The 13,138-nt window shown below is 30.4% G+C and carries 15 protein-coding genes and 1 pseudogene; 11 read left to right on the top strand and 5 right to left on the bottom strand.

Annotated elements, in window-relative coordinates; all coding sequences use genetic code 11:
* Positions 1 to 26: 26 nt before the first annotated feature.
* The 11 genes and pseudogenes from Q0783_RS03305 to ssb form a co-directional block, all read left to right on the top strand.
* The gene (locus Q0783_RS03305; protein ID WP_298893293.1) at positions 27 to 1,517 is read left to right on the top strand and encodes a serine hydrolase domain-containing protein; all 1,491 of its coding nucleotides are present in this window, start codon (positions 27 to 29) and stop codon (positions 1,515 to 1,517) included.
* A 1-nt stretch (position 1,518) separates the two neighbouring features.
* Positions 1,519 to 2,217 carry a GLPGLI family protein gene (locus tag Q0783_RS03300; RefSeq protein WP_298893291.1) on the top strand — a complete coding sequence of 233 codons (699 nt, stop codon included), beginning with the start codon at positions 1,519 to 1,521 and terminating at the stop codon, positions 2,215 to 2,217.
* Between the two features lie 8 nt (positions 2,218 to 2,225).
* Positions 2,226 to 3,038, top strand: a complete 813-nt coding sequence (locus tag Q0783_RS03295; RefSeq protein ID WP_298893289.1) for an alpha/beta hydrolase-fold protein — start codon at positions 2,226 to 2,228, stop codon at positions 3,036 to 3,038.
* Entirely contained in the window at positions 3,031 to 3,609 is a 579-nt protein-coding gene (locus Q0783_RS03290) for a hypothetical protein (protein WP_298893287.1), read from the top strand. The genes Q0783_RS03295 and Q0783_RS03290 overlap by 8 nt, the downstream gene beginning before the upstream one ends.
* A 3-nt stretch (positions 3,610 to 3,612) precedes the next feature.
* The gene (locus Q0783_RS03285) at positions 3,613 to 5,166 is read left to right on the top strand and encodes a beta-lactamase family protein (RefSeq protein WP_298893285.1); all 1,554 of its coding nucleotides are present in this window, start codon (positions 3,613 to 3,615) and stop codon (positions 5,164 to 5,166) included.
* A gap of 2 nt (positions 5,167 to 5,168) precedes the next feature.
* Positions 5,169 to 5,426, top strand: coding sequence for a hypothetical protein (locus tag Q0783_RS03280; RefSeq protein WP_298893282.1), 258 nt, complete (start codon positions 5,169 to 5,171; stop codon positions 5,424 to 5,426).
* A gap of 70 nt (positions 5,427 to 5,496) precedes the next feature.
* Positions 5,497 to 5,631, top strand: coding sequence for a hypothetical protein (locus tag Q0783_RS03275; RefSeq protein WP_298893280.1), 135 nt, complete (start codon positions 5,497 to 5,499; stop codon positions 5,629 to 5,631).
* Between the two features lie 23 nt (positions 5,632 to 5,654).
* On the top strand, positions 5,655 to 7,058 hold the full coding sequence (locus tag Q0783_RS03270) for a serine hydrolase domain-containing protein (protein WP_298893278.1): 1,404 nt from the start codon (positions 5,655 to 5,657) through the stop codon (positions 7,056 to 7,058).
* Positions 7,059 to 7,169: 111 nt separating this feature from the next.
* On the top strand, positions 7,170 to 7,676 hold the full coding sequence (locus tag Q0783_RS03265; RefSeq protein ID WP_298893277.1) for a hypothetical protein: 507 nt from the start codon (positions 7,170 to 7,172) through the stop codon (positions 7,674 to 7,676).
* Between the two features lies 1 nt (position 7,677).
* Complete coding sequence (locus Q0783_RS03260) at positions 7,678 to 8,784, top strand: T9SS type A sorting domain-containing protein (RefSeq protein WP_298893275.1); 1,107 nt, start codon at positions 7,678 to 7,680, stop codon at positions 8,782 to 8,784.
* 432 nt (positions 8,785 to 9,216) lie between these two features.
* Positions 9,217 to 9,390, top strand: a pseudogene (gene ssb / locus Q0783_RS03255) (single-stranded DNA-binding protein); the annotation flags it as partial.
* A 69-nt stretch (positions 9,391 to 9,459) separates the two neighbouring features.
* On the opposite strand, the gene Q0783_RS03250 reads toward ssb, so the two are convergent.
* The 5 genes from Q0783_RS03250 to Q0783_RS03230 form a co-directional block, all read right to left on the bottom strand.
* Positions 9,460 to 10,776 carry a T9SS type A sorting domain-containing protein gene (locus Q0783_RS03250; RefSeq protein WP_298893273.1) on the bottom strand — a complete coding sequence of 439 codons (1,317 nt, stop codon included), beginning with the start codon at positions 10,774 to 10,776 and terminating at the stop codon, positions 9,460 to 9,462.
* A gap of 157 nt (positions 10,777 to 10,933) precedes the next feature.
* Positions 10,934 to 11,323: a hypothetical protein gene (locus Q0783_RS03245; protein WP_298893271.1), complete on the bottom strand. Its 390-nt coding sequence runs from the start codon at positions 11,321 to 11,323 to the stop codon at positions 10,934 to 10,936.
* Positions 11,324 to 11,363: 40 nt separating this feature from the next.
* Positions 11,364 to 11,912, bottom strand: coding sequence for a carboxymuconolactone decarboxylase family protein (locus Q0783_RS03240; protein WP_298893269.1), 549 nt, complete (start codon positions 11,910 to 11,912; stop codon positions 11,364 to 11,366).
* Between the two features lie 128 nt (positions 11,913 to 12,040).
* The gene (locus tag Q0783_RS03235; RefSeq protein ID WP_230934399.1) at positions 12,041 to 12,193 is read right to left on the bottom strand and encodes a hypothetical protein; all 153 of its coding nucleotides are present in this window, start codon (positions 12,191 to 12,193) and stop codon (positions 12,041 to 12,043) included.
* Positions 12,194 to 12,285: 92 nt separating this feature from the next.
* Entirely contained in the window at positions 12,286 to 13,125 is an 840-nt protein-coding gene (locus Q0783_RS03230; RefSeq protein WP_298893266.1) for a helix-turn-helix domain-containing protein, read from the bottom strand.
* Positions 13,126 to 13,138 lie beyond the last annotated feature (13 nt).

The raw sequence follows: 13,138 nt of genomic DNA, 5'->3' as shown, positions 1-13,138 counted from the left end.
TTCAGAAACTTAAAATTCAGAAAAAGATGAAAAAAAGAACTTTATTTATAATTGTCGTACTAATTGTGCTGTCCAAAAACTTAATAGCACAAGATAGTAAAGAAGAAAGGTTATCAAATTTTATTGAAGAAGTTCTAGAAGCTTTTCCGGTAATACCTGGTGTAAGCATAGCCATATCTAATAATAACGAAACACTTTATACAAATGGCTTTGGGAAATATGATATTGAAAATAATTTTAAATGTGATAGTAATACTAATTTTTATATCGCTTCTACTACCAAAAGCTTTGTAGGGTTATTAGCTGCATTATTAGATAATGAAGGAAAAATAAATCTCAATGAACAAATTACGAGTTACAAACCATTTAAGAATTTTTCTAATACAGACTTGTTTAAAAATATAACTGTTTTAGATTTAATTACACACCAAAGCGGTATTGATAACCATTATCTTTCTTTTTTATTAGCATATTCTGGAGACTACACCAATGAAACTATACTAAAACTTATTGAAGAAGAAACCTTTAAAAATGAAAAAGGAAAAGCCTTTGCGTATAGTAATTTTGGATATTACCTGTTTGATGTTCTTATCAAGGAAGAACTTGGGCTAAGTTGGAAAGGTTTACTTCATGAGAAGGTGTTCAAACCTTTAGATATGCAAAATACAACAGCTTATATATCTCGCGCAAAAAATGTTGCTAAGCCTTATATTAGTGTGTTTCCTGAGCAATTAAAAACAATACACTTGCAAAAATCTGATGCTACTATGCATGCTGCTGGAGGTTTAGTAAGTAACGCTAATGATATAGGTAAGTTTTTATCATTTTTCCTAAGTAAAGGAATGTATAATAATGAAACTTTAGTTTCAAAAGAATTAATTGAAAGCACCTATGCAAAACATATTTCTGCTGCACATGATGGGATTAAAGTATTTGATGGGAAAGCTTATGGTAAAGGTTGGCGAATAGGAAATTTCAATAAGTATAATGTCATTTATCATTTTGGAGGCTATTCTGGTTATTATTCACATCTTTCTTTTTTACCAGAACAGAACTTAGGGGTGGCAGTTTTCATAAATCATGAATTCGGATTGCCAGTTGCTAACCTTATAGCGAACTATACTTACGATTTGTATCTAGGAAATGACTCCAATTTGAAAAAGCATGAAAAAACTTTAGAAAAAAAGCTTCCTAAGTTGTTGAAATCTGCACAAAAATCTCAAGTTGCACACGAAAAAAAACAAGCAGCAAGACGTTGGGAACTTTCACTAGAAAAACAAAATTATATAGGTCATTATTATAATGAGAAATTTGGCACTGCCATTGTAACTTTTAATGAAGATAAAAATTATATAGAAATTGGAAATCTAAAAGCTGTATGCACCCCTTTCCCTCAGTTAGATACAATGCGTGTAGAACTAATTCCTAATTCGGGAACAGTCATAAAATTTATTATAGAAAACAACGAAGCTATATCTATTTCTTACGGAGGAGAAATATTTAAAAAACAAAAATAATATGAAATCAAAATTTTGTTCCACTCTCTTAATCAGCTTTTTTATTTTAAATATAGGAGCTCAAAACAAATCAGGAAAAGCAGTTTATCATGTAAAACGTGATACTGAAGTCTCAGCAGGTGGTATGTTTATTAGTAAAGAGATGGATGAGTTAATTTACGAAATGTCTAATGCAGATTATGAAGTCCTGTTTAGCAATAATATAATTTCATTTAAAAGAGAAAAGCCAATAGTGTCTAAAAACACAAGAATTAATATCAATTTTGCAGATTTAGAAGTAACGGGATCTGATACATTATTCTCTAATTTAAAATCTAAAAACTTTATTCATAAAAAGCTTTTTAATGGATCAAAGTTATATTTGATTGAGGATGATTTGCCTAAAATAGAATGGAAAATTCATAACGTTGAAAAAGAGATTGATGGTTATAAATGCAAAAAAGCGACTGCAACATTAAAAGCTAACGAATATTTTTTAAAGGACACTAAAGTTATAGCTTGGTTTGTCGAGAACAAAACGATTGTTTTTCCTAGCAAATATTTTGGATTAAATGGAACTATTGTTGAGTTAACAACAAATGACTTTAATTATAAATTGAAATCTCTAGAATTTGATGATGAGGTCGAAATAGTTTCACCAAAAGAAGGTGCATCTATAAGTCAAAAAGTATTCAAAAAAGTTTTTGATAACAATAAATAATTTTTGTTATGAAGTTTAGATTCATCATATTTACCAAGCTCTTCTTTTTATTAATTTTCATTAGTTGCTCTAAAGCGGATGATAGTGTCACTACAGATAAAGTAGACATTATTAATATTCATTCCAATATTGTAAATGAAGATTATGTGTTATATGTTTACTTGCCACCAAGTTATGAGAATAGTTCTAATGATTTTCCAGTACTGTATCAGCTCGATGGAGATTTTACCGTTGAACTTACAATAGAAAATGCAGAATCTTTATCAAGTATTGAAGAGTTTATTATAGTTGGAATTGATTACTTAGGAAACAATAAACGAGAAAGAGATTTTACTCCGACATATCAAGAAGATTTTCATGATAGTGGAGGTGCAGATGCTTTTTACGATTTTTTAAAAACAGAACTCATTCCTTATATAAATTCAAATTATAGAGTAGACTCTAATTTTGGTAATACTTTAAAAGGACATTCTCTAGGCGGTTTATTTGCAACAACAGCTCTATTGAAACACAACCAAAACCCTAATGTTTTTAAGAATTATATTATTGAAAGCCCTAGCTTATGGTGGGATAATGGTTTAATGCTTAGTGAAGAGCAAGAATTTTCAGAAGCTAATACTAGTTTAGATACAAAAATATATGTGAGTGTTGGCGAGTTAGAACAAGTAATTCAAAAACTATATTTTGAAACTTTTAAGACACAACTATTGAGTAGAAATTATTTAGGTTTAACATCTAAATTTCGAATCCTTCCCAATGCAAATCATAGTGATGTTAGAAATAACCCAGAAGTATTAACCTATATCTATCAAAATGAGTAGTTTGAAATTATGCTTTTTATTATTTATATCAATGGTTTCATTAACCATAGTAAGTGCACAAAATGAAAGGCAATTAATAGATGAATTATTGCTTAGGACTAATATTAATAGGATTGCCGATGATATTATTACAAGTATTGAAATAGAAGTTAATAGAGATATCTATCATTGGGGTTTTGGTAAAGGACATGTTGGAATATCTATGCAATATGGCGTGTCTATTATTGGTAATGATAATTCACAGATTGTTCAATCTAGAACGAGTTATTGGCAATATATACAAGCTAATGTAGGACATCGTTTTTTATTTTTTAATAAACGATTGTCTATGTTATCAAGTATAAAATTTGGGCCAAGTAATTTTCACCAAAAAGCAACATTAAATGATTCTAATTTGGAAATTAACAACACATACGAATTTAGTAAAACTGAATTTACAATACAATCTCAAATAGGAATAGGGTATAGGTTAGGAAAATCTTGGGGCCTTGAGTTAATGGCTTACTTACCCCTAACTAAGTCTAAGTTAACTCAATTAGGCGCAGGTCTTTCTCTTAACATAATGATTTAAAAGATGAATAAAAAAATAGTTTGTATTGTAAGTTTATTGATAGTGATTTTATCATGTAAAAACAGCGAGCCAGAAAAACTAGTAGAAAGAACAATTGAAAATAGTTTATTGTCAAAGTATTCAAATTCATTTGATAGTTTATCATTTATGAGCCTTGAAGCTAGAATGAATTATTACAAAGTTCCTGGTTTAAGTCTATCTATTATCGAAAATGGTGATATTATTCAATCTAATTTTTATGGTTATAGAGATTTAAATTTAAAATTCAGAGGGAATGTTAATACCATGTTTCAGTCTGCCTCTACAGGCAAATCATTAACAGCTACATTGGTAATGCAACTAGTTAATGAAGGGTTACTAGACTTAGACACAGATATAAATCAATATTTAAAAACATGGAGGATTCCTGAAAATGAATACAATAAAAATGAAATTATAACACTAAGAATGTTACTTAGTCATACTTCAGGATTGTCCACTCATGGTTTTGATGGATACAAGAAAACAGACTCTTTGCCAAATATTTATCAAATTTTAAATGGTAAACCACCTGCAAATTCTAGTAAAGTAGTATCTAAAAGGAAACCACAAACTAAATGGGAGTATTCTGGAGGTGGTTATCAAGTCATACAACTTATTATTGAAGATATAACAGGCAAACCTTTTGTGGATGTCGTCACAGAGAAACTCATAAAGCCTTTAAAATTAACCAATACGGTCTGGCAAACTCAATTAGAAAGTAAGTATTACTTAAAGGTCTCCAAAGAATATCATAAAGGAAATGAAATGTTAGAAGGTGGTTGGTTTAATTTGGCTTCAAATGGTGCAGGAGGCGGATTATGGACAACACCAAAAGATTTGGCAAAATTTATCATTACTCTAAATAAATCTAGATTTAAGCCCACAGCAATCAGTTTATCTCAAGAACAAGCAAAAGAAATGCAAACCAAACAAACCACTAATAAGGCTTTTGGATTGGGGCTCTTTTTAGATATTAATGATGAGTATACTGCTATTTACCATCCGGGTGGAAATATGGGTTATAGAACAATGATGTATTATATACCGCAAACTAAGCAAGGAATTGTTATTATGGCAAATTCTGACAACGCGTGGTATTTAATCCCAGAAATTATGAGAGCGGCTTCTTATGTTTATAATTGGCCGTCATATAAAGTGAATATAAAAGAAGAGTCAATAGTTTCCAATTACATAAATAAATTTTTAAGTGATAAGGATTTAAAAAAGCTTAAATCCAGATTGAGTGCTAGTTCCAAAAATAAAACTTACAAAGAAGTTATATACAATGAATTAAGTGACTTTGGAGCTTCTCAATATCAAATATGGAGAATGAAAGAAGCGATTTCACTCTTTAAAATGAATAATGAATTGTTTCAAGATTCATTAGATACTTATATTAATTTAGGAATGGCCTACAGAAGAAATGAAAATTATGAGCTAGCAAAAGAGGTTTTTGAAAGAGGGATGGAAATAGACTCTACAGATGAATTCTTAATTGAAAAAATAAATGAAATGGATAAAAAAATAATCCGCTAAATATGAAAAAAAGCATAGTTTTAATTTTCGGGATACTTCTATTTGGATGCAACCATGAAAATAGTTATTTATTAATAGACGATGCTATTTATTTCAAAAATGCAACCATCATAACAGCCAATCAGCACGGAGACATTATAAATCAACAAAGCCATCTTGTAGTTCAAAGTGATTCTATAGTTTATGTTGGAGAAAAAGCTCCCCAAATAAAAGGTAAACCAATAGATAGAATTTTATTATCTGCTCAGAATTTAGAATAAAAAGCAACTTTAACCACATTAGTAGAAATGTATAACCTCAATTTTGATTGGAAATCTAAATAAGGTATTTATGAAAAAAAAAATACAAATTCGTCCAATTTCGATTATTTTATCTGCACTTTTTCTAAGCATATTTGGAGGGATCTGGTATGGTTGGTGGTTTAGTGATGTTCAAGTAGAAGCACATAGGTACTCTACCTACTAAATAACTTTTCAAGGCAAAAAATAATGAATTATAACTCTAAGATTTTTAAAGTATTAATGTTTTCGATATTACTGATAAACTGTAATTCTAATACCAAAAACAATCAAAACATATACAAAGGAGAGAGGCTTCAGATGTATGACTATCTAAATCTTAGATCACAAACAGCATCATATAGTGGAACTGTATTAGTAGCAAGAAATGATTCTGTTATTTTTTCTAAAGGTTTTGGCTTTGCTAATCGAGAACAACAAATAGCAAATAATAAAGACACAAAATTCAAGATAGGATCAATCACAAAAACATTTACTGCAGTAGCTATTTTGCAATTACAAGAAAAAGGTCAACTGTCTGTTGAAGATAAACTTTCCAAGTTTTTAACTGATTTTCCTAATTCTCAAAATATACAAATTAAACATCTACTCAACCACAGTTCAGGACTTCCACAAGACTGGAGAGAGAGTTGGCATGAAAGTAGAGTGTTTAATTTTGATAGTATCATTAGTATTATAGGTAAACAAACACTCCTCTTTAAGCCTGGTACTTCAGAAGAATATTCTAATGGAGGGTATGCCTTGTTGACCAAAATTATAGAACAAGTGTCTGGTTTAACATATGAGGAGTATTGCGAAAAATACATTTTTTTACCTGCAAAGATGAAAAACACTGGAGCTGTTTTTAACCCTCAGGAAACATACGAAAACTTTGCATCTGGTTATCAATACGGAGAAGGGAAGGATGGTTACAATACCAATATAGAAGCTCAATATGTTTTTACTCCCAACCTTAAAGGACAGGCCTCGGCTTATTCAACAGTTAAAGACTTATATAACTATCATTTGGCCTTAAAAAATAAAACATTACTTAATGAGTCCTCTACCCAATTAATGCTTAGTAAGTTGCCTAATTCAGAATATACACTGGGAAGTTGGTTGAATGTTGAAACGAAAACGAATGGTATTTTGTCTTATTGCTCTGGAGTTTCTAATGGCTTTGAGTCTGTTATGTATAGATATTTGGATAAAAATAGAAGTATCATTGCTTTAAATAATCATCAAAATACAGATGTCTTTAATATTAGTAGAACCATGAGCGCTATTGTGGACGAGAAAAAGATTTATAATCCTCAAATTAGGAGTGAAATTCCTATAGAAGATATCTCAAGCTATAATTTCATTAAAGGCAAATATATGTATCCTGACGATGTTGAAGATTTTTTTGAAATAATCATTAAAGATGCAAGAGTATTTGTGTTTTCCAATAACGAGCCCTTAGAAGAGCTTTTTCTCTATAAACCCAATTATTTCTTCTCCAAAAACTATGATTTACAATTAGATTTTTCTGAAAAAGGTAAATGCCTATGGATATACAATGGTGTTACAGATGCCTACATGTTGGAAAAAGATAGTGATGAAATTTCCAAATAAATGACTACGATTGTTAAAACTTTTAGACATTAAATAACAAGCAATAATCACCACTCTTTGCATATTAATTTTTGATTATTTAGAGGTAATCATTAATCAAATCATATTAATATGAAAAATTCTTTTTTACTTTTTTTAGTATTCCTAGTGTCTATCAGTATGTCTTCATGTAGCAATGATGATGATACTGTAGCACCAAATGAACAACAAACAAATTTAATTGGTATATGGAACGGCAATCTTAAAGATAGCTTTTACAATGAAAATACAGGCTATCCCAATGGTATAAATTTCACAATTGATGTGAAGCAACAATTAATTATAGCTGACGGTAATGTTCCTGGTGATTATATCATTGGGAAAATTTATTTCTCAGACACTATAACATCCTGCTGTGGACAAGAAAATGATGGGCAGATTACGGCACAATATTTTGATGATGGAAAGTTGAGCAATGCAGTTATTCAACAAACGTCAAGTATTAACAATATTATCTGTCAAGGTATATTGACTGGAACAGGATTATTTACATCTAATACGATGACTATAAATTTCATTGGAACTGATTGTGAAGGATTTCATACTGGAGGTGAAATACAATTAACTAAATCAAATTAAGATGAGAAAATTTAACTTGTTTATAGTACTCTTAATATCATTCAATACCTTTTCTCAAAACGTAGATACTTTAGTAAATAACTCTACATTTACTATGAATCACGGTTGTGTTATTGGTGATGATGGAAGTATTTATTCTACAGATTTATTAGGCAATGGATCGTTCAATGGAGACAATATATATAAAACACTACCTGATGGAACTACAACGCTATTCGCAAGTGGTATTTCAGGAGCTTCAGGACTAGCTATTGATTCTTCGGGAAATTTATATGTTTCAGAGCTGAATTTTGGTAGAGTTTGGAAAATTTTACCAGATGGTACAGCTTCAATTTATACCTCTGGAATGGGAGTTCCTGCTGGACTTGCTTTTGATAGTCAGGGGAATTTATTTGTGGCTAGTTTCCAAAACGACTTAATCATTAAAGTTGAACCAAATGGTAATGCTAGTATTTTTGCTAATACACCTGATGAACCTGTAGGAATTATTATAGATGAGAATGATAATTTATATGTGTCTCATGAATCCTCACATGTCATTAATAAAATAACTCCAAATGGAATTCAAACAGAATTTGTGAATATTCCCAATACAAAGTTCCAATACTTGACCTTTTTTGGAGATGATATCTTAGTTACTGGTTCAATAGATCATAAAATTTATCATATAACCTCTGACGGAACATATACAGTTTTTGCTGGAAGTGGAGTTCAAGGAAATATGGATGGGGATATAAATTTGGCGTCTTTTGATAATCCAACAGGAATTGGTATATCGCCGGATGGTCTAACGTTGTATATTGTCGAATTAAACAGAATAAGAACTATAGATAATTTAAACCTATCAATTGATAATTCTAAAAAAGAATTATTTAAAATTTTCCCAAATCCAATTAATGAAAACTATGTACAAATAAATTTTGATAATACATTTGATGGTGTTTTTAAGCTTTTTTCTGTAACAGGACAGGAATTAATCAAAATTGAGTTATCAAATGAAACAAATCTAAAATTGGATTTCGCTAATCTGTCTTCAGGTATATTTTTCTATAAGTTACAAGGTTTTAAAGACAATAATACTTATACAGGTAAACTCATCAAGCAATAACAATGATCCTCAGATACTATTATGTATTTTATATTTTCGTTTTGATTTCTCTGAGTATATCTATAAAGACTAAATATGTAAACTTCAAGGATAGCCCAAAAATATTTAAACTATCCTGTTATTTTATTTTCAGTTTTTCTTTTTGGATATGTCTTAGTTATTTGGTTATTATCTGGCACTTTTTGAATGTTAGTATTCTTTGGGTTTTTATATTTCCAATACTATTGCTTTTACTTGCTCTAATCCTTGATTATGTTTTTGGTTTTAAGGATGTTAAAAGTAGTCCTTACATTCTTAATTTTGGAGCTGTAGATTTTTGGTATTTACCTGGAGTAACCTTTGTTGGATATTTATTAAAATAAAAATAGAGAACTGTCAAAAAGTTGCAAAAAATAAATTTAAAACGGTAACTAACTACAATTGGTATCTACTCACAATATTGTGGTTCGTGGCGGACTAGTAAAAGTAGTAGAAGAGTACGTAACTAAAGGAAAGGAAATTGCAATAGAAGGTAAACTCACTAATCGTTTTTGGGATGATAAAGACGGACAAAAGCGTTATACGACCGAGATAATTTGTAATGAGTTGTTGATGCTTAGTAAATAAACAACATCTTTATAAAAAAGCCCGCGATTTAAAATCGCGGGCTTTTTTTATTTTATGAAGTAAACTCCTTTACTGTCTAACAATCTTTTTTGTTACAGATAAACCATTAACATCATCTTCTATAGTCATAAAGTAAATAGATGTTTTTAACTGAGATAAGTCCATATCAATAGTTCTGTTAATACTTGATACATCTTTATCTAAAACAACGCGACCATTAACATCAAATATCGAGATGTTAAAATCACTATCATTATAGTTTCCTGGTAAAGTGATTCTAATATTGTCATTAAAAGGGTTTGGTGCCACTTCTAAGCTTTCTAAAGTAAAGTCATTAACACTAAGTGCAGGACAAAGCGTCCAGCCCATATCTAGAAATAATCCACGTGTAATAGGGCCAGTATTATGGTTGGCTTGACCATTACCTATAGAAGGCGTCATTAATGAATTAATATTGGCGTTTGGAAAAATATTATCATCCCAATGGCTATAACTAGATCCTTGATTAAAAGGGTTTGGTGCCCAATATTCTGGTGGTACTCCTGCATTTGCTGCGACAGCTGCTGGACTATTAGAAAATAAATTTCCACCAGTTAGTTGTTGTAATAATTGAAACGAAGGATCTGGAAAATCTAAAATAGAAGTTCCTGCTCCATTTTCTACAAAATTATCGTAAGCACTTACAAAACCACCGTTTCTAAGCAATCCTTCTGTGTTAGCACCATTTGGCCTTGCAAAACCAGCAAAACCTAATCCATGTCCTAGTTCATGCAATACAACCGATACAAAATCGAATTGATTATTAAACGGATTAGCATCAGTTCCAAAATACCAATTTATCGAATTGCTAAAATTACAGTTGATATCAATTGATGCTTGCGGTGGAAATGGATCTGTATCAGAACCCGTTAACTTTTCCGCAAGTGCTCTTGGGAAAAGTGTATTAGGTGGAATACCTGCTCCAGTCACTTCAAAAAATCCGTTTGCAGAAGCACTTCCTAAAACACCAGGACCTAAAGCGGTGTAATTTGCATTTATTCTAATTGGCACTGAAGATTCTATAGTATTAGACCAAATATCTACAGCAAATTGAAATGCAGCTTGAGCTTCAGGAGTAAATCCATTATAAGAGACTACAAAAGTTGAGCATGCTGCTCCATTAGAATCTGCAACATCTCTTGCTAAAATTAAATCGTTGGGTATAGAAATCTGCTCATTGTTTGGATCAAATATTCTTGGATATTCACAAGTAGGTCCATCTAAATAAACAGCTTCGCCTACAATTTGATAATCTTGAGCGAATACTAATGTTGTGCAAGATATCATTAAAACAAATGCTAATGCTTTTGAAAAAAAATCTCGTGGGTAAGTAGTTTTACTTTTCATTAATTCTTCTTTTTTAAATTTTTTGAACGCTAAAGTTACGAAATAACTACGTATTATGTAAAAGTCGTAATAAAAATAATATAATTACAAAGGACTATAAAACAAAAAAGACTTTCCCTAGGGAAAGTCTTTTCGCAATTAATCAACTTTAGTTAGCCTACTTAACAATTAGGGTATATTGTGGCGTCTTATTTAGAGGGCAAAAATATATGTACTCTCCTTTTGTTAACTTCGTTTTATTTGAGCTTTGTGTTTCTCCATCTTTTACTACTTGTGTTACATAAGCAGTCTTAATATGATTCTCTGGTTTAGAAGCATCTTTCCCTTTGGGTACTAAAACAAAACCAACCTCTTTTCCTACATTGTTGTTTGCAACTTCAAAAATATAAGTCCCTTCACTTACTGTTAAGGCCTTTTGTGTGAACTCACCTGTAGTTTGCTCTAGTGATACTATTTTTACATCACCTTTTGTCATCATTTTATCTTGAGCATTTGTAGTTAATGTAAATGCTAAAACCATTACGAATATTGAAATTACTTTTTTCATCTTTTTATAAGTTTTTATGTGTTTAATTTATATTTTGAATTTATACTAATACGTCTTCTAATGAAGGAGCTACTGGAAAATCTACAGGAACTTTAGTCGTACTATGAATGTAGTTAGAAATGGTTTTGTCTCCAACCAATGAAATAGTATCAATTAAATTAGCTTTTGTGTAACCTGCTTCGAAATAGTTGTCTAATACGTCTTGATCTGTATTTCCTCTATTTTCAGTAATGTTTCTAGCTAATCTAGCTAAAGCATCTAATTTAGTATCAAATGAAGCTTTACCTGTTCTTAATTCTAAGATTTGATCATCATTAAAGCCGTTCATTTTTCCAATGGCTGTATGAGCAGATAAACAGTAAATACAATTGTTAACTTGACTTACGGCCAAATTCACAACTTCTTTTTCTTTTGCAGATAATGAAGTTTTTGCATTAGAAAAGTTAAGGTAGTTCTCTAAAGCTGTATCACTATTAGCATAAGTTGCATATAAATTAGGAACAAAGCCTAATGCTTTATTAAGGTTATCAAAAATAGCTTGATTATTTTCGCTTACGTTTTCTCTTGTTGGTACATTGAATGTATTCATAATATTTGTTTTTAAATGTTTGTTATTATTTACATTGCAAAGATGCAATGACTGTTATGGTTTTGAAATGGTCTTTTTTCCTTTTGAGTTGTCAATTTTTCCCGAATCACTTTTTTTACTTCTGAAAATTAACCAATATGAGGTTTTTCAGCATCACAATAGTAATCGTGAATATGTTTCTGCTCGCAATGTGTTTTCGGACTTATGGTTTGAACAATTTTTTTTTGACTTGTTCTAAATATTTCAATTAAATTGAAAATAGATATGTGTTTTAAATTCATCTTTATATGTGTTTTGATTTAACACTACAAAGATGCGATAGGTACGTGGTTTAAAAAATGGAAGGACTTCCTTATGAATTGTCAATTTTTCCCTAAACGTATAATTTGCTTCCTTTTTTGAATTCTGAAGGTGTTAATGATGTTTGCTTTTTAAACAACCTGCTTAAATGCGACGCATCATCAAATCCAATATCGTATGCGATTTCTTTTGAAGATTTATCAGTATACAATAATTGACGTTTAGTTTCTAGTACTATACGATCATGAATGATTTGTAACGGACTCTTTTGATATTTTGAAAAACTATTAGATAGCGTTTTTGGTGATTTGTTTAATTTTTCAGCATAAAAAGAGACACTGTGTTCCTGTTTATAATGCGTCTCTACTAAAAAATTAAAATGTCGTAATGTGTCATTGCTTCCTTTTAAAGGTTTGGTGTCTTCAGAACTAGATTTCAATAAACGTGTCGTTTTAATGATAAATCGTGCCATAAGCATACGTAACATTTCTGCTTGAATGGTATCTGTTGTTTCCAATTCGTCTAAAAACACTTCATGTAATATGGAAAATTTCTGCTGTTCTGTTGTGTTTAGCGTTATAATGGGAATATGCTCATTTCCGAAAAACAATAAACCTGCACATCCTACTTCTTTATCATGGTCTTTTATACAATAGAATTCTCTATTAAACTGATAAACAATCACGTCGCTACCTTCTACAAATTGAAAATACTGAATGGCTGTAAGTGATAAAATTTGATGAGGTTCTAGAGTTAGTGGTATACCATCTACAATAACCTTAATGGGCGAACTTGTAGCCCACACAAATGTGTATAGTCCAATAGGTTTTGATGAGGTATACTTAGAAAGTAATTGTTCATCACCTACATTTAAAATAGCATTGGTAGAAAACTCTGTAAATGTTTTTGACATGAACTAATGGTCT

It is taken from the genome of uncultured Psychroserpens sp., from assembly GCF_947500255.1.
Taxonomy (GTDB): Bacteria; Bacteroidota; Bacteroidia; order Flavobacteriales; family Flavobacteriaceae; genus Psychroserpens.
The sequence above is the reverse complement of the archived record's forward strand: the minus strand, read 5'-3'. Positions and strand labels throughout refer to the sequence as shown.

Bases quoted from the DNA above. Each gene is read 5' to 3' on its own strand.
- Q0783_RS03305 (WP_298893293.1), top strand. From the start codon at position 27: ATGAAAAAAAGAACTTTATTTATAATTGTCGTACTAATTGTGCTGTCC.
- Q0783_RS03285 (WP_298893285.1), top strand. From the start codon at position 3,613: ATGAATAAAAAAATAGTTTGTATTGTAAGTTTATTGATAGTGATTTTA.
- Q0783_RS03300 (WP_298893291.1), top strand. From the start codon at position 1,519: ATGAAATCAAAATTTTGTTCCACTCTCTTAATCAGCTTTTTTATTTTA.
- Q0783_RS03265 (WP_298893277.1), top strand. From the start codon at position 7,170: ATGAAAAATTCTTTTTTACTTTTTTTAGTATTCCTAGTGTCTATCAGT.
- Q0783_RS03270 (WP_298893278.1), top strand. From the start codon at position 5,655: ATGAATTATAACTCTAAGATTTTTAAAGTATTAATGTTTTCGATATTA.
- Q0783_RS03260 (WP_298893275.1), top strand. From the start codon at position 7,678: ATGAGAAAATTTAACTTGTTTATAGTACTCTTAATATCATTCAATACC.
- Q0783_RS03250 (WP_298893273.1), bottom strand. From the start codon at position 10,776: ATGAAAAGTAAAACTACTTACCCACGAGATTTTTTTTCAAAAGCATTA.
- Q0783_RS03245 (WP_298893271.1), bottom strand. From the start codon at position 11,323: ATGAAAAAAGTAATTTCAATATTCGTAATGGTTTTAGCATTTACATTA.
- Q0783_RS03240 (WP_298893269.1), bottom strand. From the start codon at position 11,912: ATGAATACATTCAATGTACCAACAAGAGAAAACGTAAGCGAAAATAAT.
- Q0783_RS03230 (WP_298893266.1), bottom strand. From the start codon at position 13,125: ATGTCAAAAACATTTACAGAGTTTTCTACCAATGCTATTTTAAATGTA.
- Q0783_RS03280 (WP_298893282.1), top strand. From the start codon at position 5,169: ATGAAAAAAAGCATAGTTTTAATTTTCGGGATACTTCTATTTGGATGC.
- Q0783_RS03295 (WP_298893289.1), top strand. From the start codon at position 2,226: ATGAAGTTTAGATTCATCATATTTACCAAGCTCTTCTTTTTATTAATT.
- Q0783_RS03275 (WP_298893280.1), top strand. From the start codon at position 5,497: ATGAAAAAAAAAATACAAATTCGTCCAATTTCGATTATTTTATCTGCA.
- Q0783_RS03290 (WP_298893287.1), top strand. From the start codon at position 3,031: ATGAGTAGTTTGAAATTATGCTTTTTATTATTTATATCAATGGTTTCA.
- Q0783_RS03235 (WP_230934399.1), bottom strand. From the start codon at position 12,193: ATGAATTTAAAACACATATCTATTTTCAATTTAATTGAAATATTTAGA.